This window comes from Fibrobacter sp. UWB7, assembly GCF_900142945.1.
Classification (GTDB): Bacteria; Fibrobacterota; Fibrobacteria; order Fibrobacterales; family Fibrobacteraceae; genus Fibrobacter.
In genome coordinates this window covers 72942-92801 of the sequence record NZ_FRCO01000008.1, presented here as the reverse complement: position 1 = coordinate 92801, position 19860 = coordinate 72942, and the positions used below count along the sequence as shown (strand labels likewise).

The window sequence follows — 19860 nt, the reverse complement described above, 5'->3', positions numbered from 1 at the left end:
TACAAAAATAAAATTACAAAGTGGAATTTTTATAAAGTGGGTGTGACGAATATTATAATAAATCTGTAAACAAAATTATACATTAAGCGTCGAGAGCGCGTATAATATCACGGATTCGGGCGGCTTCTTCGAAGTCGAGGCGGGCTGCCGCTTCTTTCATTTGGCGTTCCAGGTCGGCGAGCTTGGACTCGGATGCTTTGGATGGTTTGTCGGGATGTGCGCCGGGGACCGCTTTTTTCGAGGAGCTCTTCCTGAAGCGTGAAGGCTGTAAAGGTTCCATCGGACGGATGCCCAAATTAGTTTCTAGTTCAGAGTTACTAGTTACTAGAGAATCGTCTTCAATTTCGTTGTCGTCGCCGATATCGCCCAAGGGGTCGATGATTCGCAGGTCTTCTTCGATCTTGCGGGTGACGGACTTCGGTGTGATTCCGTGTTCCTTGTTGAATTCTTCCTGGAGGCCGCGGCGGCGGTTCGTCTCGTCGATAGCCTTTTGCAGACTTTCAGTCATATTGTCTGCGAACAAAAGCACTGTGCCGTTCACGTTGCGGCTTGCGCGGCCCATCGTCTGGATGAGGCTCCTGTAGTTGCGGAGGAACCCTTCCTTGTCGGCATCGAGAATCGCGACCATGCTCACTTCGGGGAGGTCGAGGCCTTCGCGTAAGAGGTTGATGCCCACGAGCACGTCGTATTCGCCGCTACGCAGTCCGCGGATGAGCTCGTGGCGTTCGAGCGTCTTGATGTCGCTATGGAGGTACTTGGCACGGACGCCTGCTTCGATGAAAAATTCCGTGAGGTCTTGCGCCATCTTCTTGGTAAGCGTCGTGACGAGCACACGGTCGCCGTTTTTGACGACTTCTTCGATGCGGTACAGGAGCACGTCCATTTGGCCCTGGATCGGGAACAGTTCGATTTTCGGGTCCAAAAGCCCGGTCGGACGGTTGATCTGTTCCGTGACAACGCCGTTCGTCTTTTTGAGTTCGTAGTCGCCGGGGGTAGCGCTCACAAAAAGCACTTGCTTCGGGTACATGTACTCGAATTCGGCAAAGTTCATCGGGCGGTTGTCGAGAGCGCAGGGGAGGCGGAATCCGTATTGCACGAGCGTGGTTTTGCGGGACTTGTCGCCTTCGGCCATGCCGCCCACTTGCGGGATGCTCACGTGCGATTCGTCAATCATCAAGAGCCAATCGTCGCCAAAGTAGTCGATGAGTGTGAATGGGCGGGTGCCCGGGGCGCGGTCTTCGATGATGCGGGAGTAGTTTTCGATGCCGTTGCACATGCCCGTTTCGCGGAGCATTTCCATGTCGTAGCGGGTGCGGCTCGAAAGGCGTGCCGATTCGAGAACCTTGCCTTCTTTGTCGAGTTCCGCGAGGCGGTCGGTCAGTTCCATTTGGATGCGCTGCAGCATACCCGCGCGGTTTTCTTCTTTGGTGACAAAGTGCTTTGCGGGGGCGATGGTGAGTTCTTCAACTTCCTTGATGACTTCGCCCGTGACGATGTTGAAGCGGTAAAGGCGGTCGACTTCGTCGCCGAAAAGTTCGATGCGCAGTCCGTCTTCGTCGTAGCTCGGGTGGACTTCAATCACGTCACCGCGGACGCGGAACGTTCCACGGTCGAGGCTAAAGTCATTGCGGGAATACTGGATGTGGACAAGGTCACGCAGAATCTTGTCGCGGTCGTAAATGTCGCCCTTCTTGATACGGACCATCAAGTCGAAGTATTCGCTAGGGCTTCCCAAACCGTAAATGCAGCTCACGGAAGCAACGATGATGACGTCGCGGCGGGTGAGGAGGTTGGCCGTTGCGCGCAGACGGAGCTTGTCGATTTCATCGTTGATGCTCGCGTCTTTTTCGATGAACGTGTCCGTGTGCGGAATGTACGCTTCGGGCTGGAAGTAGTCGTAATAGCTGACGAAGTATTCCACCGCGTTGTTCGGGAAGAACGACTTGAATTCTTGGTAAAGCTGGGCGGCAAGCGTCTTGTTGTGCGTGAGGATGAGCGTCGGCTTTCCGACATTCTTGATGACGTTTGCCATCGTGAATGTCTTGCCGGAACCGGTCACGCCGAGAAGCGTCTGGAACTGTTCGCCGTTCTTGAATCCTTCGGTCAACTCTTCGATGGCTTTGGGCTGGTCGCCTGCGGCGCCGTAAGGACTTACGAGGTCAAAATCCGCACGCGTGGGCGCCTGGAACTGCTTGAGCTTTCCGGGCAAGCTCTTGGAAGGCGGTAGCGGTTTCGCTATCGGTTTTGCATACGGATCAGGAGTAATAGTCTTACGTGCGCGAGCCATTGTTAGGTGATAAGATAGCAATATTTCTATATTGCATTCCATGATTTGCAATCGAATTCTTGGTACGACTCATCACGGCACTTACAAGAAGGTCGTTGACGTTCCTCTTTTGCGCGAGGAACTGACGGCTCGTTCAATCCGCTGCATCGCAAAGGATGGCGTTGAAATTGAAATCGATGTTTACGAGGACTTGCAGGAAGGTGATATTTTGGCGGAGACGGACTTTAACGTGTACGCCGTAAAAATCTACGTGCCCAAGAAAAAGCCCGCCGAAGCACCTGCGCCGAAGTTCAAGAGCTATTTGTAGAAATCTAAAGAGAATTTCTGTATTTTCTCCAGTCTCCGTATTCCGAGATGTCTTTCGCCTTGCCTGCTCGATACAGCTCAAGCACGGAGCTGTCGGCTACGAATCCCGAAATAAATCTTCCGTCAATGGTTTTTACTTTCCCTATCGAGAGCGGTGCAGGAACTCGCTTGACGAACTCGCCAAAATCTTCTGCAGAAAGTCCGTAGATTTCGATGTAGAAGCTTTTGCCTTCGCCATTGGATGCTGCAATAAGGGCTGGCTTTGGAATCGGGCCGTTCAGGGCGAGCATTTTGTACTCGGGTGCAGTTTCAGTCGCTTCTATGAAAACGGCACGGGAAAGTTCTTCGTGAAGAGAACATCCTTTGAGGTGCGCCCCGCAAACGGCCAACGGAATTTTTGAGGCGAGATAGCCTTCTACTTTCTTAGCGGCGTCAAGCAGTTTGTAGTCGTCGAATGCTTTGCCGACAAGGGTGACGCCAAATGGGAGTCTTGATGCGTTCCCGCTTTCGCTGGTTGCGTCTTCGGAGGGAATTGCTAATGCGGAATAATCCAGCAAATTCATGTAGTTGGTGTAGTACCCTAAATTCGAGTTCAGCTCGATGGGGTTCTTTTCGACATCGGCGGTCTTGTAAATTGTCCCTGCGGTGGGCGTGAGCAAAAAGTCTACGGATGAAATAATCTTGTCTGCAATTTTCTTGTAGGCTTGCAGCGTGTGGAACCCTTCGAAAACTTCTGAAGGGTGCGGGGTGCGCTTGGGCGTGATAATTGATTTTGTAACGGGATGAATTTCGTCCGGGTGCTTTTCGATAAACTTTCCTACGGCGTTGTAGCGCTCGAATACCCACGGGCCTTCGTAAAGGAGCTTTGCTGCTTTGAGGAATGGCTCGAACGGAATAATGACCTTGGTGCCGCCAGCTTTTTCAAATGCTTGTACAGTCTTTTCGAATGCTTTGCTGTATCCTTCATTTCCGAAAAATTCCAATTTGTCCGGTATGCCGAAAGTCCATTTTTCAGGGAGGCGTGCGCGATTGTTTTCGGTGTGAACCCAGGGCGCTTCTCGAGAATATGGGTCTTCGCTATCTTCGCCTTGAGCGATATTCAAAACTTCTTGGGCGTCGTTGGTGTCTAGCGCAAATATGCTTACGCAATCAAGGCTTCGACAGGCTGGAATAACACCGCTTGTGCTGAGCAATCCTCGAGTCGGCTTTACGCCAACTAGCTTGTTGAAGGCTGCGGGAACGCGCCCAGAGCCTGCGGTATCTGTACCGAGAGAAAAACTGCATAAGCCGTAAGCGAGTGCTGCGGCAGAACCGCTGCTGCTTCCGCCAGAGATGTATTCGGGTGCAAGCTTATTCGGGATGGAACCGTAAGGACTGCGTACGCCGACAAGCCCTGTAGCGAACTGGTCCATATTCGTTTTGCCAAGCGGTATGGCGCCTGCTGCGATGAGGCGGTTTACGACGAACGAAGATTTTTGCGGCTTGTAAGCGTAAGCGGGGCAGGCTGAGGTGCTTTCTAGACCTTCGAAATCAATGTTGTCCTTGATGGCGAATGGAATGCCGAACAAAGGCTTGTCCGCGGGAATGGTATTGCAATTTTCGAGCGGTTCCAAGTATTTTTCGAGAGCTTCTCGAGAAAGTCGGCTGATCCAAATCTGCGATGGCGCTTTGTCCATTTCTTTAAGGATGTTCTCGATGACCGTGCGCGGAGTCGTTGTTCCGTTACGGTAAGCGTTTAGCAGGGTTGAAATTCTAAGGTCCATAAAACCTCCTTTTAGGATTCCAGTAGGCGATCCATTGCAAGGCTGTAGAGTCCTGCGAAATATTCGTTTTCGGTATTGGGTTTGATGATGATTCGCGGCAGTTGCATGCGATTCAAATGTTTCCGCAGATGTTGAAGGATGGCTTGTTCGCTTATTTCGTTGGCGAGTCCGCCGGTAATGACAATCTGCGCGGGGTCCAAAAATACGGTGGCGGCGACAACAAGTTGGTTGACGATGGGCGAGGCGTATTCGATGTCGCTGAATGCGGCGTTTTGGCTGTTCTTGTCGAAGCTGAACGGAAAGTACGAAAGTTCTCCAGCCAAATTTGAAGTCCCTCGCAAAATTTTACCATCGACGATAAAGCCGCCGGCAGGCGTGTTCCCCTTGGGGAAGAACAGCAAGGCTACATTCTTCTCGTCGCTGTTTGCTTTGGAGTAGCCTAGCGCAATTGTATTCATGTCATTTTCGACGATGGTCGGGATCTTGACGGCTTCTTCAATTCTTTCGGCGAGGTTGATTCCGCGAAGTTCCTTGATATCGCAGAATTCAATTATTCCGTTGTTGACGCAACCTTGCACTCCGATGACGAGGACGCCTATGCCTGATTCCTTTTTCAAGATTTTTCGGATGTTTGCAATGATGACTTCTGCTGACAGATTCTTTTCCCTAAAGGCTCCGTTTTGCTTGATGTTCCCGGCGGTATCTTGAACGCGGTAACGTAAGAATTTTCCTTCGTGGTCGGCGTGGGCGAATAGGCAAAGGGTTTTCCCTTTTTCGTGGTTGTACTGGTAGGCCATTGCGGGGCGGCCACCGCTAGAAATTCTTTGTTCGTCTTCGGTGATTTCGCCGGAGGCTATTAATTCGTTTAAAATGGTGCCGCATGTGACAACGCTCAATCCAGTTTCTTGAGCGAGTTCTGCCTTGGTTGCGGAGCCCAAAGAAAATAGTGCCTTTTTTATGGCTTGCTTGTTATGTTGCTTTAAATCGGCTGTCGTGTTAGTTTGTTTCATGGTCAAAAATATAATGATGGTTTGGTACTTTTGTAAAGACGTTAAAAAAGTTTTTTTGAAAATTTTTTTGAATAGGTTAAAAATTCGTTTATTTGCATAAAAATGGGGTTTTACATTCTGTGAAATATCCCTATACTTTTTAAAAGTCTTTTACAAAGTGTGGTGCTACAGAACTGTTACAAAAAACATAAGTTCCTGAAAAATGGCGATTTTGAAGAAAAAACGGCAGTTTGAACGTTTTGGCACACCGTTTGCTTTTGGTGTAGTGAAAAGAAATCCAAAAAAGTGAGGACAATATGAATTTGAAAAAACTCCTTCTGACATGCATCGCCGTTGCCGCCGCTTCTGTATATGCTCAAAAGCCCGTGCTGAAAATCGCCTACAGTGATTGGCCGGGTTGGACCGCTTGGGAAATTGCCGACAAAAAAGGTTTCTTTAAAAAGCATGATGCCAATGTTAAACTGGAATGGTTTGATTATGGTCCGTCTATGGATGCTTTTGCCGCTAAGCAGGTCGATGCCGTTGGTGTGGCAAATGGCGATGCCATGATGATGAACGCTACGGGCGCCCGTAACTCAATTATCTTGATCAACGATTACAGTAATGGTAACGACAAGATTATTGGTGCTCCGGGAATCAACTCTGTTAAGGATCTCAAGGGCAAGAAAGTCGGTGTTGAAATCGGATGCCTTTCTCACGCGCTTTTGATCAATGCGTTGACGAAAAACGGACTCAAGGAATCTGATATTACTTTAGTCAACATGCCGACGCATCAAGCCGTGCAGACTCTTGAAAGTGGCGAAGTTTCCGCTGTTGTTGCTTGGGTTCCGCATTCTGTAAATGCTCTCGAAGTCGTTAAAGGATCTAAAGAGATTTATACCAGCGCGAATGAACCCGGAATCATCTACGATGTCCTCGCGGTATCTCAGGAATCGCTGATGAAAAACAAGGCTGAATGGCAGAAGGTTGTTGCCGCTTGGTACGATGTCATTGACTTCTTGAACGACCCGAAAAATAAGGATGAAGCGGTCAAGATCCTCGCTGCTCGAGTGGGAATTTCTGAAAAGAAATATGCCACATTTATGGGCGGAACCCGATTCTTGACGGCAGAAGAAGCGGCTGCACGATTCAAGAAGGGTAGTGGCTACAGCTCCATTTATGGCTCCAGCAAAAATGTCGATGCCTTTTTTGTCAAGAACAAAGTCTACGACAAAAGCGTGAATGTCGACCGCTATATCATCCCTTCGTTTACGGAAACCTTCCTCAAGACGAAATAACGAACCTTTAAAAATGGAATAATCATGGTAAACCCGATTGGAATTCAAAAGCATGTTGGGAAAAAGTGGACGACTGTGCTGACGGTACTTTCGTTCATCATTCCCCTTGCCATCTGGAGCGTGGTGAGTTACGTCCCCTTTGTATACCACCCGCTCGTCAAGGTCGTCGATGCCGGCGGAAGCATGTTTTGCCAACCGGGTGACGAAATTGAACGCAGTAATTTTGAAGAAGAGAACCGGAATCTCCTTGAGGCTAATGAAAAGCCCATGACGGGAATCCGCGTGAACCCCGCTTACCTTCCGGCTCCGCACAAGGTCGCAAAAGCTCTCGTCACGGCTTTTATGACTGAACCAAAGCGCGATGGTGATGTCTGGTTTTACGAAAGCATTCTGCATTCAATCAAGATTGTGTTCCTTGCATTTTTGCTTTCGAGCTTGATTGGCGTACCTCTAGGTGTTGCGTGTGGCGCTGTCCCGTTCTTTGAAAAGCTGACAGGTCCGTTTATCGAATTTTTCCGGTATTTTCCGGCGCCTGTGTTTGGAGCTTTGGCGGTTGCCATCCTCGGCATCAATGATGCTCCCAAGATTGCGATTATCATCATCGGTACGTTCTTTCAGCAAGTTCCGATGCTGAGTGCCACGACGCGTCGCGTAGATTCGACTCTTATCGAAGCGGCCCGTACTTTGGGAACATCGCCGATGCGCATTATGTTCAAGGTCGTATTGCCCGATATCGCTCCGAAGATGTACAAGGATATGCGTATTCTTTTAGGTTGGGCTTGGACTTACCTCATTGTCGCAGAAGTGGTGGGTACAAGTTCTGGCATTACCTGGTTTATCAATCAGCAGGCAAAGTACCGCAACTTTGACAATGTCTATGCCGCCATCATCATCTTGGGCGTCATTGGTCTGGGTTGCGATATGATCCTTAACTTCCTCGGTCGAGATTTCTTTGCCTGGGAAGGTGGCCGTGTGGGTGTCAGCTCCAAGATCAAGAGAGAAATTCTTGCTCCAAAGGATAATGTTTTCACATTCTGCCTCACCCCTGAAGAAAAGGCGCTTAAGGAGAAGTATCATGGAAGGCCGTAAGGATTGTTTCGAAGATTACATTTTGGAAGCCTGCCATATTGTCAAGGATTTCGAAAAGACTTCTGGAAAAGGGATGCATCGTGTTTTGGATGATATTTCTTTTGGCGTGCGTCGTCGCGAGTTCCTTTCGATCATTGGCCCTTCTGGTTGTGGAAAGTCAACGCTTATCCGCATTGCGGCAGGGCTTGAAACGGCGACTCGTGGGGAGTTCAGGCTTGATGGAAAGATTGTCCGCGGTACTGGTGCCGAAAGAGGAATGGTGTTTCAGAAGTATTCGCTGTTCCCGTGGCTTTCGGTAAAGAAGAATGTCATGTTCGGGCTCGAATCTACAGGGCGCGACAGCGACGAAGCCGAAGAAATTGCAGAACAGTGGCTTGAAATTGTTGGACTCGAAAAGTATGGCGAATATTTTCCGAAGCAACTTTCTGGCGGTATGCAACAGCGAGTCGCTATAGCAAGAGCCTTGGCCCCGCAACCGCGCGTCCTCTTGATGGACGAACCGTTCGGAGCGCTTGATGCACAGACGAGAGCGCAGATGCAAAAGTATCTGCTCGAAGTTTGGAAGAACATCGATATCACCATCATCTTCGTGACGCATGATCTTGATGAAGCCGTATTCCTTTCGGACCGCATTTTGACTTTGCAAGCCAATCCCGGAAAGGTCAAGGAATTGGTCGAAGTCAACATTCTTCGCCCGAGAAACAAGGAAACCCTTACTTTGCCAGAGTTCGTCGAAACACGCAAATATATCGAAGAACTCATTCGCCCGCCCAAGGTAAACGAAATCACCGAAGAAGAATTCAACATCGTGAACATGGTCGGGAAACAACTTTAAAAAACAGGAGCTAATATGTCTGAATCTAAAGTCCTTTGCGAACAAGTGATTGCCGGTGGCTGGAACTACTCTCGAATCGTCAAGCGCGGCCAGAAAATCCGACTCACTGACATTGAAGGTGGTGCAAATGCCTCTTTGATGTGCTATAACGCTCACAATTTTACGGAACGCTTTAACCTGGGCGATACCTTGAAAATCCAGCACATTTGCAGAATTGCAAAGAACTGCTGCCTTTATGGAGACATGGGCCGAATCTTGCTGAGCGTTGTCGAAGATACTGTGGGCTGGCACGATCCGCTTTGCGGCTGCACACATGCCTCGCTAATCAAGGAACGCTTTGGCGAAAAGGATTATCAGAGCGCCCACAACGATTTTTACCGCAATGGTTACGACTCTTTGCTTGTTGAAATTGGCAAGCACGGCATGACCAAGAGAGACTTTACGGAACTCGTCAACTTCTTCAGCAAGGTCGTTGTGACTTCTGATGGAAAGATGACTTTTGTAGAGAATAACTCTAAGCCGGGTGACTATGTGGAACTGCGTGCCGAGATGGATACTTTGGTCGTTATCGATACGGGTATGCATCCGCTGAATCCGAGCAAGGAATACTTGCGTAAGCCCGTGAAGGTCGAACTTATCACTTGCGATATCGCTGGTGCCGAAGATCCTTGCTTTACCTGGTGCCCGGAAAACGGTCGTGGCTTTATCAACACGGCAAACTACAACTTGTAAGAGGTCTATCATGTTTACGAAGTATTTGGAAAGTACGCTCAAGGAAGAAGACGCTTGTTATGTTGAAGATGTGGCTGCCGGAAAGGGCTGGTTGCATTTGATCAAGAAAGGTCAGATTTTCCGCATTTTGGACCTTAAAGGAAACCAGGCTGTCGATACGCTGTTCATCAATGCGAACGACCCGTCGGAACGCTACAGTGTTCAGCAGACGGTGCAAAGACAGGCAAACTGCTTGGTCGGTGTTGGCACGAAGCTTTATTCTAACGATGATAACGCCATGCTTACGGTTGTTGCAGATACTTGTGGCGACCACGATACGCTCGGAAGTGCCTGCTCTTGCGAAAGCAACACTTGCCGCTATTCGCTCGATAAGCGTTATATGCATGCCTGCCGTGAATCGTTTTTGAAGGTGTTGCTCGAAACACCGAATCTGGACAAGCGCGATCAGGTGAACAACTTGAACTTTTTCATGTATGTTCCGTTTGACGAAAAGGGAAACCTCAACTTTGCTGATGGTATTTCTTCGCCGGGAAAGTATGTGGAAATGCGTGCCGAAATGGATGTGCTCGCGGTTGTGAGCAACTGCCCGCAGCTGAACAACCCCTGCAACGCTTATGATCCGACGCCGGTAAGGATGATTATTTGGGATTCAAAGGAGTCCGTATGAATTCGAAGCTTCTTGAAAGCCCGCGTTGCGTAGAAGATGCGGTATCGGATGTGACCGTCCTTGCCGGGGACGGTTACATGCTGCCCCTCAAAAAGGGACAGATTCTCCGCTTGGTTGACGTAGAAGGCAACCAGTCTGGCGATGTGCAGATTTATAACGCGAATGACCCGACAGAACGCTACAATGCCAACAACACCATTACGGCTCAGGCGAATACGATGATTGAGCTTGGCACGGTCATTCGTAGCAACTGCGGAAACGCCATGCTTACGGTAATTGCGGATACTTGCGGAGAACACGATACGCTTGGAAGCGGATGCTCTGCGGAAGGTAATGTTGTGCGTTATACGAATAAGACTCGTTATATGCATAGCTGCCGCGATACGTTTGTGCGTACGCTTGAAAACTACGGCTTGAGCAAGCGCGATCAGACTTGCAACTTGAACTTTTTCACGAAGGTCATCTTGGATGACAAGGGACGCCTTGAATTTGCCGACGGTATTTCGGGCCCCGGAAAATACATAGAGCTTCGCGCCGATATGGATGTTCTGTTTTTGCTTTCGGATTGCTCGCAGTTGAACAATCCTTGTAACGACTACAATCCGACTCCAATTCGACTTTTGGTTTTTGACAAATAATTTGGGATACCGCTATGGACAACTACGTTTATCGAAACTTCACTAGGGAATCGCTTGGTAAAGCCTACGACAACACCAGTGCTGTTAAGAATAGTTCTGAAATTTTGGAAGGCTTCAATGCTCGTAGCGCAGAAATTTCAAAGCAGTTCCAGGATACCATGAATTTGCATTATGGCATGGATTCTAGGGAACGTATCGATTACTTTAGTTGTGGAAAAAAGGACGCTCCGCTTTTTGTCTTTATCCATGGTGGTTATTGGCAAATGCGTAGCAAGGATACTTTTCGCTTTTTAGCGAAGGGGCCTCTTGCTCAAGGATTCGATGTGGCTAGTGTCGGATACCCGCTTGCTCCGAGCGCAAGTATTGGTGAGATAGTTGCCAGTATCCGTAATGCCCTCTATTTTTTGCGCTGTCATAGTGATGTATTGGGCTTTGATAATTCTCGTATTTATGTGTCGGGCTGGTCAGCGGGTGCGCATCTTGCGGTAAGTGTGCTTGATGAAACCGGCGTATGCGGGGCGCTTGCCATCAGCGGTATTTATGACCTTAAACCTATTTCGCAATGCTTTTTGAACGATAAACTTCAGCTTACCGAGAATGAGATTCTTTTGTATAGTCCACTCCGTAGGCCGTTTATCAAAAAGCCGATTGCCGTAGTTGTTGGAGCCGATGAACTTCCTGAACTCCGTAGGCAAAGTGCTGAATTTGCGATGCACCGCGCCGAAGAAGATATTCCCGGTTCGTTCAATTTGCTTTCGAACCATAACCATTTTACGATCCTCGAGGAACTTGAAAATCCCGAAGGATCCCTGACGCAACTTCTTGTACAATTGATTAAATACTAAAGGAGATAGCCATGTTCAACAAAGTGCTTGTAGCAAACCGTGGCGAAATCGCTTGTCGCATTATTCGTACCCTGAAAGAGATGGGAGTAAAATCTGTTGCCGTTTATTCTGATCCGGATGAAACCGCAGCTCATGTATTGATGGCTGATGAAGCCGTTCGCATTGGCCCTGCTCCTGCCAAGGACAGTTACCTAAATGTCCCTGCCATTTTGGATGCCGTTAAGTCGACCGGTGCCGAAGCGGTCCACCCTGGTTACGGTTTCTTGAGCGAAAATGCAGATTTTGCAAAGACTCTAGAAGATAATGGAATTGCTTTTATCGGACCGACTCCGAAGCACCTTATTGAATTTGGTCTGAAACACCGTAGCAAGGAACTTGCACAGGAATTTGATGTTCCGCTTGTTCCCGGTTCTGGTCTTTTGGAAAGCTTGGATGATGCTATTGCGCATTCCAAGGAAATCGGCTATCCGGTAATGCTCAAGAGTACCGCAGGCGGTGGTGGTATTGGCATGAGCATTTGCCACAGCGAAAAGGAACTCGTTGAAAGCTATGACCGCATCAAGAGACTGAGTGAAAACAACTTCAAGAATGCGGGTCTCTTTGTCGAAAAGTATGTAGAACGCGGTCGCCATGTCGAAGTACAGGTCTTTGGCGATGGCGAAGGGAATGCTGTTGTGCTTGGTGAACGTGATTGCTCTGTGCAACGCCGTAACCAGAAGGTCATTGAAGAAACGCCTGCGCCTTGCTTGCCCGAAAAGACTCGCGAAGCGTTGCATGAAGCGGCTTTGCGACTTGTGCAGGGTGTTGCTTACCGTTCTGCCGGTACGGTCGAATTTATATACGACGCACCGAGCGACCGATTCTATTTCCTCGAAGTCAATACGCGTTTGCAAGTTGAACACGGTGTCACCGAAACAGTTTATGATGTCGATTTGGTGCGCTGGATGATTGAACTTGCTGCTGGAAATCGTCCCTTTGAAATTGGAGCAAAGTTTGTGCCGCATGGACACGCGATGGAATTCCGTGTTTACGCCGAAGATCCGGGGAAGAATTTCCGCCCGAGCAGTGGGCTTTTGACGGAAGTGAAATTCCCGGAGGGCATTCGTGTTGATACATGGGTTTCTCGCGGTACGGAAGTCAGCGCATTTTACGATCCGCTTTTGGCGAAGGTCATTGTCGCGGGCAGTGACCGTGAAGATAATATCGAAAAGGCAAAGAAGGCTCTTGCCGAGGTCAAGCTTTATGGCTTTGAAACGAACATCAAGCTTTTGCGCGATGTGCTTGAAATGCCGGATTTTGTATCGGGAAAGGTTTCGACTTGGATCTTGAACGATTACAAATATCGTGACAGGATTTTTGAAGTTCTCGCTCCGGGCTTGCAGACGACAATTCAGGATTATCCGGGGCGCCTAAAGTATTGGGATGTGGGCATTCCTCCTAGCGGTCCTATGGATAATTACAGCTTTAGGCTTGCGAACAAGATTGTCGGTAATGCCGAAAATGCGGCGGGAATCGAAATGACTCATTCGGGATGTACGCTTGCGTTCCATACGGATGCCGTGATTGCATTTACGGGCGGTGATTTCCCGGCAACAGTAAACAATATGCCGTGCCTGAAGAATACGCCTGTCGAAGTTCACGATGGGGATGTTCTCAAGTTCGGAGTTTCTAAGGCTGGACAACGCTGCTATTTGGCGATTCGCGGTGGTATTGATGTTCCTGATTATTTAGGTAGTAAGTCGACATTTACACTGGGCGGCTTTGGTGGCCACGGTGGACGTGCTTTGACTGCAGGAGATATTCTCCACATTGGAAACGATGCTTTTGGTGAAACGGTTATTCCGGCGGCAACGGCGCTTCCATCGATTGGGACCGAATGGGAAATTGGTGTGATGTATGGCCCGCATGGCGCTCCGGATTACTTGACTGCCGAAGACATTCAAGAATTCTTTGCAGCAACGTGGGAAGTGCATTACAACTCTTCTAGAACGGGTATTCGCTTGATCGGTCCGCAGCCCAAGTGGGCAAGACCCGATGGTGGTGAAGCGGGACTCCATCCCTCGAATTTGCACGATAATGCGTATGCCGTAGGAACTGTGGACTTTACGGGTGATATGCCGATTATCTTGGGCGTTGATGGCCCGAGCCTTGGTGGTTTTGCTTGCCCGGTGACGATTGTTTCTGCAGAACTATGGAAAATGGGACAGTTGCGCAGTGGCGACAAGGTTCGCTTTATTCCGCTTTCTGTAGAAGATGCTGAAAAGATCCGAATTGCACGCGAAGAAATGCTTGCTGCTCCAGATAAGGTATCGAAACCGGCTCCGGCGCTTATCTCCGCTCCAGTAACATCTCCAATTATTTCGGAATACAACACTGATTCTGAAATGGAACATATCGTTGTGCGTGCCGACGGCGATGATAACGTGCTTGTCGAATTTGGCCCGGCGATTATCGATTTGCGTCTCCGCTTTACGGCTCACGCATGGATGCTCGCTGTTAAGGAACGTTTTGCTGATGTCCTCATTGATGTTACTCCGGGTATTCGCTCTATACAAATTCACTACGATATCAAAAAGATTCGTCAGAAGGATGTTTTGGAACGCCTCTGGGATTTGGCAGAACACCTGAGAAAGAACAAGCTGACGAAGGTCCCGACAAGAACCATTTATCTCCCGCTTTCGTGGGATGACCCGCAGACACGTGTTGCCATCGAAAAGTATGTGACGACGGTTAGGCCGGGCGCTCCTTGGTGTTGCCCCAACAACATTGAATTTATTCGCCGAGTCAATGGTCTTGATTCCATTGACGATGTCAAGCGGATTGTATTTGATGCTGACTATCTCGTGATGGGTCTTGGGGATGTTTACCTTGGCGCTCCTGTGGCAACTCCGCTCGATCCGAGACATCGTTTGGTCACAACCAAGTACAACCCGGCTCGTACATGGACTCCTGAAAATGCGGTGGGCATTGGTGGCGCTTACATGTGCGTTTATGGAATGGAAGGCCCGGGCGGTTATCAATTTGTCGGCCGTACGGTGCAAATGTGGAACCGCTTTAAAAAGACGAGTGATTTCCCGTTGCCGTATTTGTTACGGTTCTTCGACCAGATTCGCTATTACGAAGTGAATGCGGATACGCTTTTGCAAATGCGAAAGGACTTTATCGCAGGCAAATTCCATGTCACTGTAGAGAACAGTTCCTTCGATATCGAGGAATACGAAAAGTTCTTGAAGGACAATGCGACATCTATTTCTGCATTCGAAGAAAAGCGAACCAAGGCTTTCGAAGAAGAAAAGGAACGCTGGATTGCAAATGGCCAGTTCACATTTGAAAGTCACAGCGCAGAGTCTGCTCCTGAAGCCGAAATTACGCTAGCCGAAGGAGAAGATGGCGTTTACAGCCCTGTTGCTGGCTCTCTTTGGAAGCTGATTGTCGCAAAGCCAGGAACATCGGTAAAGGAAGGTGATACTCTCGCCATCATAGAAAGTATGAAGACAGAAATTCCTGTGATTGCAACATGCGGAGGCATTGTGTCGCAGATCTTTGTGAAGGAATCCTCTGAAGTTAGAGCTGGGCAGTGCCTAGCATCCGTGAAATCATAAAAACAAACTCCTAATTCACGATTAAGCCTTTGCATTATTCCCTAATGCAGAGGCTTTCTTTTATGCTGATTTTTTCTTTGCCGAGTAGGCGGTGGAGTTTGCATCGGAAAAGCGGGATGGCGGCGATGGTGCCGAGCGCGACAATTGGGATGGCGATATAGGCGATTCCCGGCTGGTTGATTTGTGGTCTGAAAAAGAGTCTCAAAATCAGGACAATCCACCAGTGAACTGCAAGAATTACGAGCGCGTTGCGGGAAATGTTGCGGAGTATTCCCTTGAAAATGCGGATGGGTGCAATGTCTGGAATCTTGCTTGCGAGCAGGAACGTGGCGATAAGGCCGATAATGCCCGTAATGGAACTTGCGACAAATTGGGGGAGGCTCTTGCCCAAGTCGTTATTCATGATGCTAAAATTCGGACTTGGCGATTCCAAAAAAGCGTATGCGATAAAGCTTGCGATTCCGATGGCGGCGACGATAGCCGTGTTTTTCGTGGCGTGAGCTGCGCTCGCTGAAATGGCGTTGTGGATTTTTTTGATGGGTTCCTTGCAAAGATATCCGCAGCCGAAGAAGAATAAAATCGTGAGGTCGCGCTCGATGCCAAGCGGCAAGTGAATGTGATTCTCGTTCAGGAGCCAACCACCAAGGAGCCCTTCTATTGCCATAACGGCGAAAAACAGTTTGGGGTTGACTTGCTTTTTAGACAATTCATGAAGCCAGTAAAAAAGCAAGCTGACGGAATATAGTGTGAACACGAACCATAGCGGGCCTGCTCCGACCGAGGACTTCCCGGCGATGAAAATTTTAGCAATGTTCCAATAGATGTATTGCCATGTGTTGTTGATGTCGGGAATGGTATTCACGACTGTCATCGTGGGGGCTTTCGGGTAGAGCGCGAAGTTGTAAACGACCGGGTCAATGGCAAAAAAGAGGAACGAAAGATAAAGGTAGGGGACTAACAGGACTCGCGTTTTATGGGTAAAGTACCCCTTAAAATTTGTGAACCGCTTTGTGCTGAATAGGAATCCCGAAATAAAGAAAAATGCCGACATGCGCAGTGCGCTTAAATGCCACATTCCAAGGTGCGCGTTCGGGAAATTCTGCTCAATGTGGAACAGGCAAACGAGCAAAAGAACGAATCCCTTGAATTCGTCAATCCAACCGATTCTCGCTTGCCCGTTGTTGCTCATAACAAAGGTCCCTGAGCCTGTCGAAGGGTTAATACCACATCTTCTCGTTGCCAATGGTTGTGCTTGGTCCGTGGCCGGGGAATACAACGGTTTCTGCCGGGAGCGTGAGGAGCTTCGACTTGATGCCGCTCATAAGGGCGAATTCGTCACCGCCGTAGAGATCGCTGCGACCGCGGCTCCCTGCGAAAATGATGTCGCCTGGGAAAAGGAGCGGCGGAACGTTGTCTTGTCCGTTGACTTTGCCCGGATTTTCGCAGAAGAAGGCGAGACCGCCCGGAGAGTGCCCTGCAACGTGAATCACTTGCAACCGGATTTCTGCAATTTCGATAATGTCTCCGTCATTCAGGTAATTGCCCAATGCAGGGGCTAAATCGTTGCACGGGAGCCCGAACATTTGACTTTGTTCTTTTTGCGCGTCGAGAAGGAATGTGTCGTCTTTGTGCGCTTCGGCTTTGACGCCGAAAGTGCGTTCTGCAAAGGCGTTTCCAAGAACGTGATCCAAGTGCAGATGCGTGTTTAAAACGCGTACGACTTTCAGATTTTCGCTCTTGAGGTAGTCTGTAAGTGCCGCCTGTTCACGGGCATTGCTCACGCTCGGGTCAATTAAAATGGCTTCGCCCTTGCTGTTGTTCAGGATATAGCAGTTCACTCCGAACGGATTGAATACAAATTGCTTTATTTCCATAATAAACCCCTAACGTTTCTTTTGGCGATTGCGTAAACGACGTTGTATGCGACGTTCCCGTTTGAGAGTTTCCATCGAAACCGTGTGGAGAATGTCAATGACGCGTTCGCGGGCGTAAGATTTGTTCAGTTTCTTGTGCGTTACGTAGTCTAGCAGGCACACGCATAAAAGTAACAATCCGACAAAAATCGAGAGTGAAATCGGCCAAAGATGGACGGTGAATTTAGCTGCAACGAGACCAAATGCAGGTGGCATCAAAATGGAGCCCACGTAAGAACCGGCGAGCTGGATGCTAATCGCTTGACTCGAAAGCGATTCTCCAAAACGTGCGGGAGTCGCGTGGATTAGTGACGGGTACACGGGTGCGCAACCGAGGCCGAGCAGGCAAATGCAAACGGGCTGCATCCATAGCGGAAGCGGTAATGAGAGCACAAGGCAGCCTGCGGCGACGATGAAAATCCCGGCATAAATCAGGCGATGGTCGGTAAACTTGATTGCAAAAAATCCGCTTGCAATGCGGCCTATCATCACGGATGCAAACATCAATGAAACGATGAATGCTCCGATTTCGGGTTTGAATCCGCAAGCGATGAGGTAGGTGCCGCACCAAAGGCTTGTCGAAATTTCGAGTGCCGAATAAAAGAAGAAGGTGAGGAACGAAAGTTTCATTCCCGGGACGCGGAGCGCTTCGCGAATACTGATGTGCGGCGTGTTGCCGTCGGAGGGCGCGGCAGTTCTCGGCGCGTTTCCTGGGCTCGCGACTTTCACATTTTCAGAATTCGCCGGGATGGTTACGTTTTCCGAGAGCCCTCCACGCGCTTCCGTTTTTTTCCACAGCGGGAGTGAAATGAGAATTAAAACGAAAATTGCGGTGAGGCTTGCGGCGACATATTCGTATGCTCCACGCCAACCGCTGCCGATCATAATCGAGAACGAAAGAAGCGATGGCCCAAGCGTTGCTCCGATGCCCCAGCTTGCGTGCAACCAGTTCGTGTGCTTGGATTCCAGATAAATGGCGGCGAAGTTGTTCATCGCCACGTCGACGGCGCCTGCGCCAATGCCCATCGGGATCGCCCAAAGGCAAAGGACGTTGAACGAATCCGCATTTCCGTAACCGACAGAGGCAATTGCGGTCAGCGCAATGCTGTAGGCGACAAGCTTTCCTGTGCCTAAAATGCGAAGAAATTTTGGGGTGCAGAGGCTAGAGACGATTGTCCCGAGCGATGCGATAATGGAAAGGATGCCCGCTGCAGAAATCGGCGTTTGAAGGTCTAAATGCATTAAGGGCCAAGCCGCCCCAAGAATGGTGTCGGGGAGACCTAGCCCAATAAATGCAACGTATATGACAACGAGGAGGAAAATGGCTTATTCCTTCACGCTCCAGGTCGTGCCTTCCTTAGAGTCCTTGATCACGATGTTCATCGCGGCAAGTTCATCACGGATGCGGTCGCTTTCGGCCCAGTTCTTGTTGGCGCGAGCTTCCTTGCGGGCAGCGATCAAAGCTTCGATCTTAGCGGTATCGATGTTGTCGTTTGCGCCCTTCTTCACGTATTCTTCACGCGGCTGGTCGAGCTTGAGACCAAAGATCTTGTCGAAATCAGCCACGAGTGCTGCCTTTTCGCCGTCATCGATGTCGCTCTTGAGCATCGTGTTCATGATGCCGAGTGCGCGAGGCATGTTGAGGTCGTCACCGATAGCGTCCTTGAATTCCTGCTGGAAAGCCTTGGCAGCTTCGCTTGTGATGGCGGTTGCCTTGCCAATCAGCGGGTCCGTCTTCTTGTGCAAGCTCTTGAAGGCTTCCTTGGCGCCGGTGAGGGCTTCCCAAGTGAAGTTCAGGTAGTTGCGGTAGTGGCTGCCGAGTGCAAAGTAACGGTAGTCGAGCGGGTTGAAGCCGCGTTCCATGAGGAGCGAGACTGTCAAGAATTCGCCGCTGGACTTGCTCATCTTGCCGAACTTCTGTTCGGTCGTGCCGTCTTCAAGCTTTTCTTCGCTTGCGGTACGGAGGAATTCACCGTGCATCCAGAAGCGGCTGAACTGAACGCCGTTGGCGCATTCGCTCTGGGCAATTTCGTTCGTGTGGTGCACGCGGATGTGGTCCGTGCCACCGCAGTGGATGTCGAGCGTCGGGCCGTTGTACTTCATTGCCATGGCGGAGCATTCGATGTGCCAACCCGGGAAACCAACGCCCCACGGGCTGTCCCATTCCATAGCGCGCTTCTTGTCAGTCGGGCTGAACTTCCAGAGTGCGAAGTCTGTAGCGTTGTGCTTTTCGCCCATGTCGATGCGGCTACCCTTGCGGAGGTTTTCCACGTCAAGGCGGGCAAAGTCGGCATAGCGCGGGAACTTGAGGCTATCGAAGTAGATGCCGTCCGAAGTGCGGTAGGTGAAGCCCTTTTCTTCGAGCGTCTTCACCAAGTCAATCTGTTCCTGGATGTGGTCCGTGGCGCGCGTCCAGCGGGTCGGTTCCTGGATGTTGAGTCGGTGCCAGTCGGCCATGAATGCGTCGGTGTAGAACTTTGCGATGTCCCAGACGGACTTGCCTTCGCGGGCTGCGCCCTTTTCCATTTTGTCGTCGCCAGTGTCGCCATCGCTTGTGAGGTGGCCCACGTCGGTGATGTTCACGATGTGGTTGACCTTGTAGCCGTAGTAGTTGAGCGTGCGGACGAGGAAATCTTCAAAAATGTAAGTGCGGAGGTTGCCGATGTGGGCAAAGTGGTACACCGTCGGACCACAACAGTACATACGCACGGCGGGAACGCCTTCGGGAAGAGTGAACAGTTCTTTCTTGCGTGATGCGGTGTTGTAGAATTGAAGTGCCATAAAGCCTCCGGTTAATGCGGCGCAACATGCGCCAAACATGCTAATGCGCGAGGCAATTTAGAAATTTTTACAAGGGACGGCAATTGTGCAGAGCCAATAACTGACTATAGGATTT

At 49.7% G+C, this 19860-nt stretch carries 15 protein-coding genes and 1 pseudogene; 9 read left to right on the top strand and 7 right to left on the bottom strand.

Annotation, left to right across the window (positions count from 1 at the left end; all coding sequences use genetic code 11):
• Positions 1-82: 82 nt before the first annotated feature.
• Positions 83-2287: an excinuclease ABC subunit UvrB gene (gene uvrB / locus BUC30_RS14950; protein ID WP_211518026.1), complete on the bottom strand. Its 2205-nt coding sequence runs from the start codon at positions 2285-2287 to the stop codon at positions 83-85.
• A gap of 40 nt (positions 2288-2327) precedes the next feature.
• Between uvrB and BUC30_RS14945 the strand changes: the two genes are divergently transcribed.
• The gene (locus BUC30_RS14945) at positions 2328-2594 is read left to right on the top strand and encodes a hypothetical protein (protein WP_073443161.1); all 267 of its coding nucleotides are present in this window, start codon (positions 2328-2330) and stop codon (positions 2592-2594) included.
• Positions 2595-2598: 4 nt separating this feature from the next.
• Here the strand turns inward: BUC30_RS14945 and atzF are convergent, their stop codons facing one another.
• Together atzF and BUC30_RS14935 are read right to left on the bottom strand one after the other, a co-directional pair.
• Complete coding sequence (atzF, locus tag BUC30_RS14940) at positions 2599-4356, bottom strand: allophanate hydrolase (RefSeq protein WP_073443159.1); 1758 nt, start codon at positions 4354-4356, stop codon at positions 2599-2601.
• An 11-nt stretch (positions 4357-4367) separates the two neighbouring features.
• Positions 4368-5366 carry an ROK family transcriptional regulator gene (locus tag BUC30_RS14935; RefSeq protein WP_083555992.1) on the bottom strand — a complete coding sequence of 333 codons (999 nt, stop codon included), beginning with the start codon at positions 5364-5366 and terminating at the stop codon, positions 4368-4370.
• Between the two features lie 296 nt (positions 5367-5662).
• Between BUC30_RS14935 and BUC30_RS14930 the strand changes: the two genes are divergently transcribed.
• The 8 genes and pseudogenes from BUC30_RS14930 (at position 5663) to uca (ending at position 15051) form a co-directional block, all read left to right on the top strand.
• Positions 5663-6643: an ABC transporter substrate-binding protein gene (locus BUC30_RS14930; RefSeq protein WP_073443155.1), complete on the top strand. Its 981-nt coding sequence runs from the start codon at positions 5663-5665 to the stop codon at positions 6641-6643.
• Between the two features lie 24 nt (positions 6644-6667).
• Positions 6668-7573: pseudogene (locus BUC30_RS14925) on the top strand (ABC transporter permease subunit); the annotation flags it as partial.
• A gap of 145 nt (positions 7574-7718) precedes the next feature.
• Complete coding sequence (locus BUC30_RS14920; protein ID WP_073443151.1) at positions 7719-8567, top strand: ABC transporter ATP-binding protein; 849 nt, start codon at positions 7719-7721, stop codon at positions 8565-8567.
• A gap of 15 nt (positions 8568-8582) precedes the next feature.
• A complete protein-coding gene (locus tag BUC30_RS14915) occupies positions 8583-9299 on the top strand; it encodes an urea amidolyase associated protein UAAP1 (RefSeq protein ID WP_073443149.1) in 717 nt (238 codons plus the stop codon).
• Positions 9300-9309: 10 nt separating this feature from the next.
• A complete protein-coding gene (locus tag BUC30_RS14910; RefSeq protein ID WP_073443147.1) occupies positions 9310-9966 on the top strand; it encodes an urea amidolyase associated protein UAAP2 in 657 nt (218 codons plus the stop codon).
• Positions 9963-10604 carry a DUF1989 domain-containing protein gene (locus BUC30_RS14905; RefSeq protein WP_073443145.1) on the top strand — a complete coding sequence of 214 codons (642 nt, stop codon included), beginning with the start codon at positions 9963-9965 and terminating at the stop codon, positions 10602-10604. The genes BUC30_RS14910 and BUC30_RS14905 overlap by 4 nt, the downstream gene beginning before the upstream one ends.
• A 14-nt stretch (positions 10605-10618) precedes the next feature.
• Positions 10619-11449 carry an alpha/beta hydrolase gene (locus BUC30_RS14900; protein ID WP_073443143.1) on the top strand — a complete coding sequence of 277 codons (831 nt, stop codon included), beginning with the start codon at positions 10619-10621 and terminating at the stop codon, positions 11447-11449.
• Positions 11450-11460: 11 nt separating this feature from the next.
• Positions 11461-15051 carry an urea carboxylase gene (uca, locus tag BUC30_RS14895; protein WP_073443141.1) on the top strand — a complete coding sequence of 1197 codons (3591 nt, stop codon included), beginning with the start codon at positions 11461-11463 and terminating at the stop codon, positions 15049-15051.
• A gap of 34 nt (positions 15052-15085) precedes the next feature.
• Here the strand turns inward: uca and BUC30_RS14890 are convergent, their stop codons facing one another.
• From BUC30_RS14890 to cysS, 4 genes are read right to left on the bottom strand one after another with little or no spacing between them, the layout of a single operon-like run.
• Positions 15086-16240 carry an acyltransferase family protein gene (locus tag BUC30_RS14890; RefSeq protein ID WP_073443139.1) on the bottom strand — a complete coding sequence of 385 codons (1155 nt, stop codon included), beginning with the start codon at positions 16238-16240 and terminating at the stop codon, positions 15086-15088.
• A gap of 28 nt (positions 16241-16268) precedes the next feature.
• The gene (locus BUC30_RS14885; RefSeq protein ID WP_073443137.1) at positions 16269-16925 is read right to left on the bottom strand and encodes an MBL fold metallo-hydrolase; all 657 of its coding nucleotides are present in this window, start codon (positions 16923-16925) and stop codon (positions 16269-16271) included.
• A 9-nt stretch (positions 16926-16934) separates the two neighbouring features.
• Entirely contained in the window at positions 16935-18254 is a 1320-nt protein-coding gene (locus tag BUC30_RS14880) for an MFS transporter (RefSeq protein ID WP_280168901.1), read from the bottom strand.
• 36 nt (positions 18255-18290) lie between these two features.
• Positions 18291-19745 (bottom strand): cysteine--tRNA ligase, encoded by a 1455-nt coding sequence (gene cysS, locus BUC30_RS14875; RefSeq protein WP_073443133.1) that lies wholly within the window; start codon positions 19743-19745, stop codon positions 18291-18293.
• Positions 19746-19860: the final 115 nt, after the last annotated feature.

Excerpts from the sequence above, each read along its gene's own strand:
- uvrB (WP_211518026.1), bottom strand. The coding sequence starts at position 2,287 with ATGGCTCGCGCACGTAAGACTATTACTCCTGATCCGTATGCAAAACCG.
- BUC30_RS14945 (WP_073443161.1), top strand. The coding sequence starts at position 2,328 with ATGATTTGCAATCGAATTCTTGGTACGACTCATCACGGCACTTACAAG.
- atzF (WP_073443159.1), bottom strand. The coding sequence starts at position 4,356 with ATGGACCTTAGAATTTCAACCCTGCTAAACGCTTACCGTAACGGAACA.
- BUC30_RS14935 (WP_083555992.1), bottom strand. The coding sequence starts at position 5,366 with ATGAAACAAACTAACACGACAGCCGATTTAAAGCAACATAACAAGCAA.
- BUC30_RS14930 (WP_073443155.1), top strand. The coding sequence starts at position 5,663 with ATGAATTTGAAAAAACTCCTTCTGACATGCATCGCCGTTGCCGCCGCT.
- BUC30_RS14920 (WP_073443151.1), top strand. The coding sequence starts at position 7,719 with ATGGAAGGCCGTAAGGATTGTTTCGAAGATTACATTTTGGAAGCCTGC.
- BUC30_RS14915 (WP_073443149.1), top strand. The coding sequence starts at position 8,583 with ATGTCTGAATCTAAAGTCCTTTGCGAACAAGTGATTGCCGGTGGCTGG.
- BUC30_RS14910 (WP_073443147.1), top strand. The coding sequence starts at position 9,310 with ATGTTTACGAAGTATTTGGAAAGTACGCTCAAGGAAGAAGACGCTTGT.
- BUC30_RS14905 (WP_073443145.1), top strand. The coding sequence starts at position 9,963 with ATGAATTCGAAGCTTCTTGAAAGCCCGCGTTGCGTAGAAGATGCGGTA.
- BUC30_RS14900 (WP_073443143.1), top strand. The coding sequence starts at position 10,619 with ATGGACAACTACGTTTATCGAAACTTCACTAGGGAATCGCTTGGTAAA.
- uca (WP_073443141.1), top strand. The coding sequence starts at position 11,461 with ATGTTCAACAAAGTGCTTGTAGCAAACCGTGGCGAAATCGCTTGTCGC.
- BUC30_RS14890 (WP_073443139.1), bottom strand. The coding sequence starts at position 16,240 with ATGAGCAACAACGGGCAAGCGAGAATCGGTTGGATTGACGAATTCAAG.
- BUC30_RS14885 (WP_073443137.1), bottom strand. The coding sequence starts at position 16,925 with ATGGAAATAAAGCAATTTGTATTCAATCCGTTCGGAGTGAACTGCTAT.
- cysS (WP_073443133.1), bottom strand. The coding sequence starts at position 19,745 with ATGGCACTTCAATTCTACAACACCGCATCACGCAAGAAAGAACTGTTC.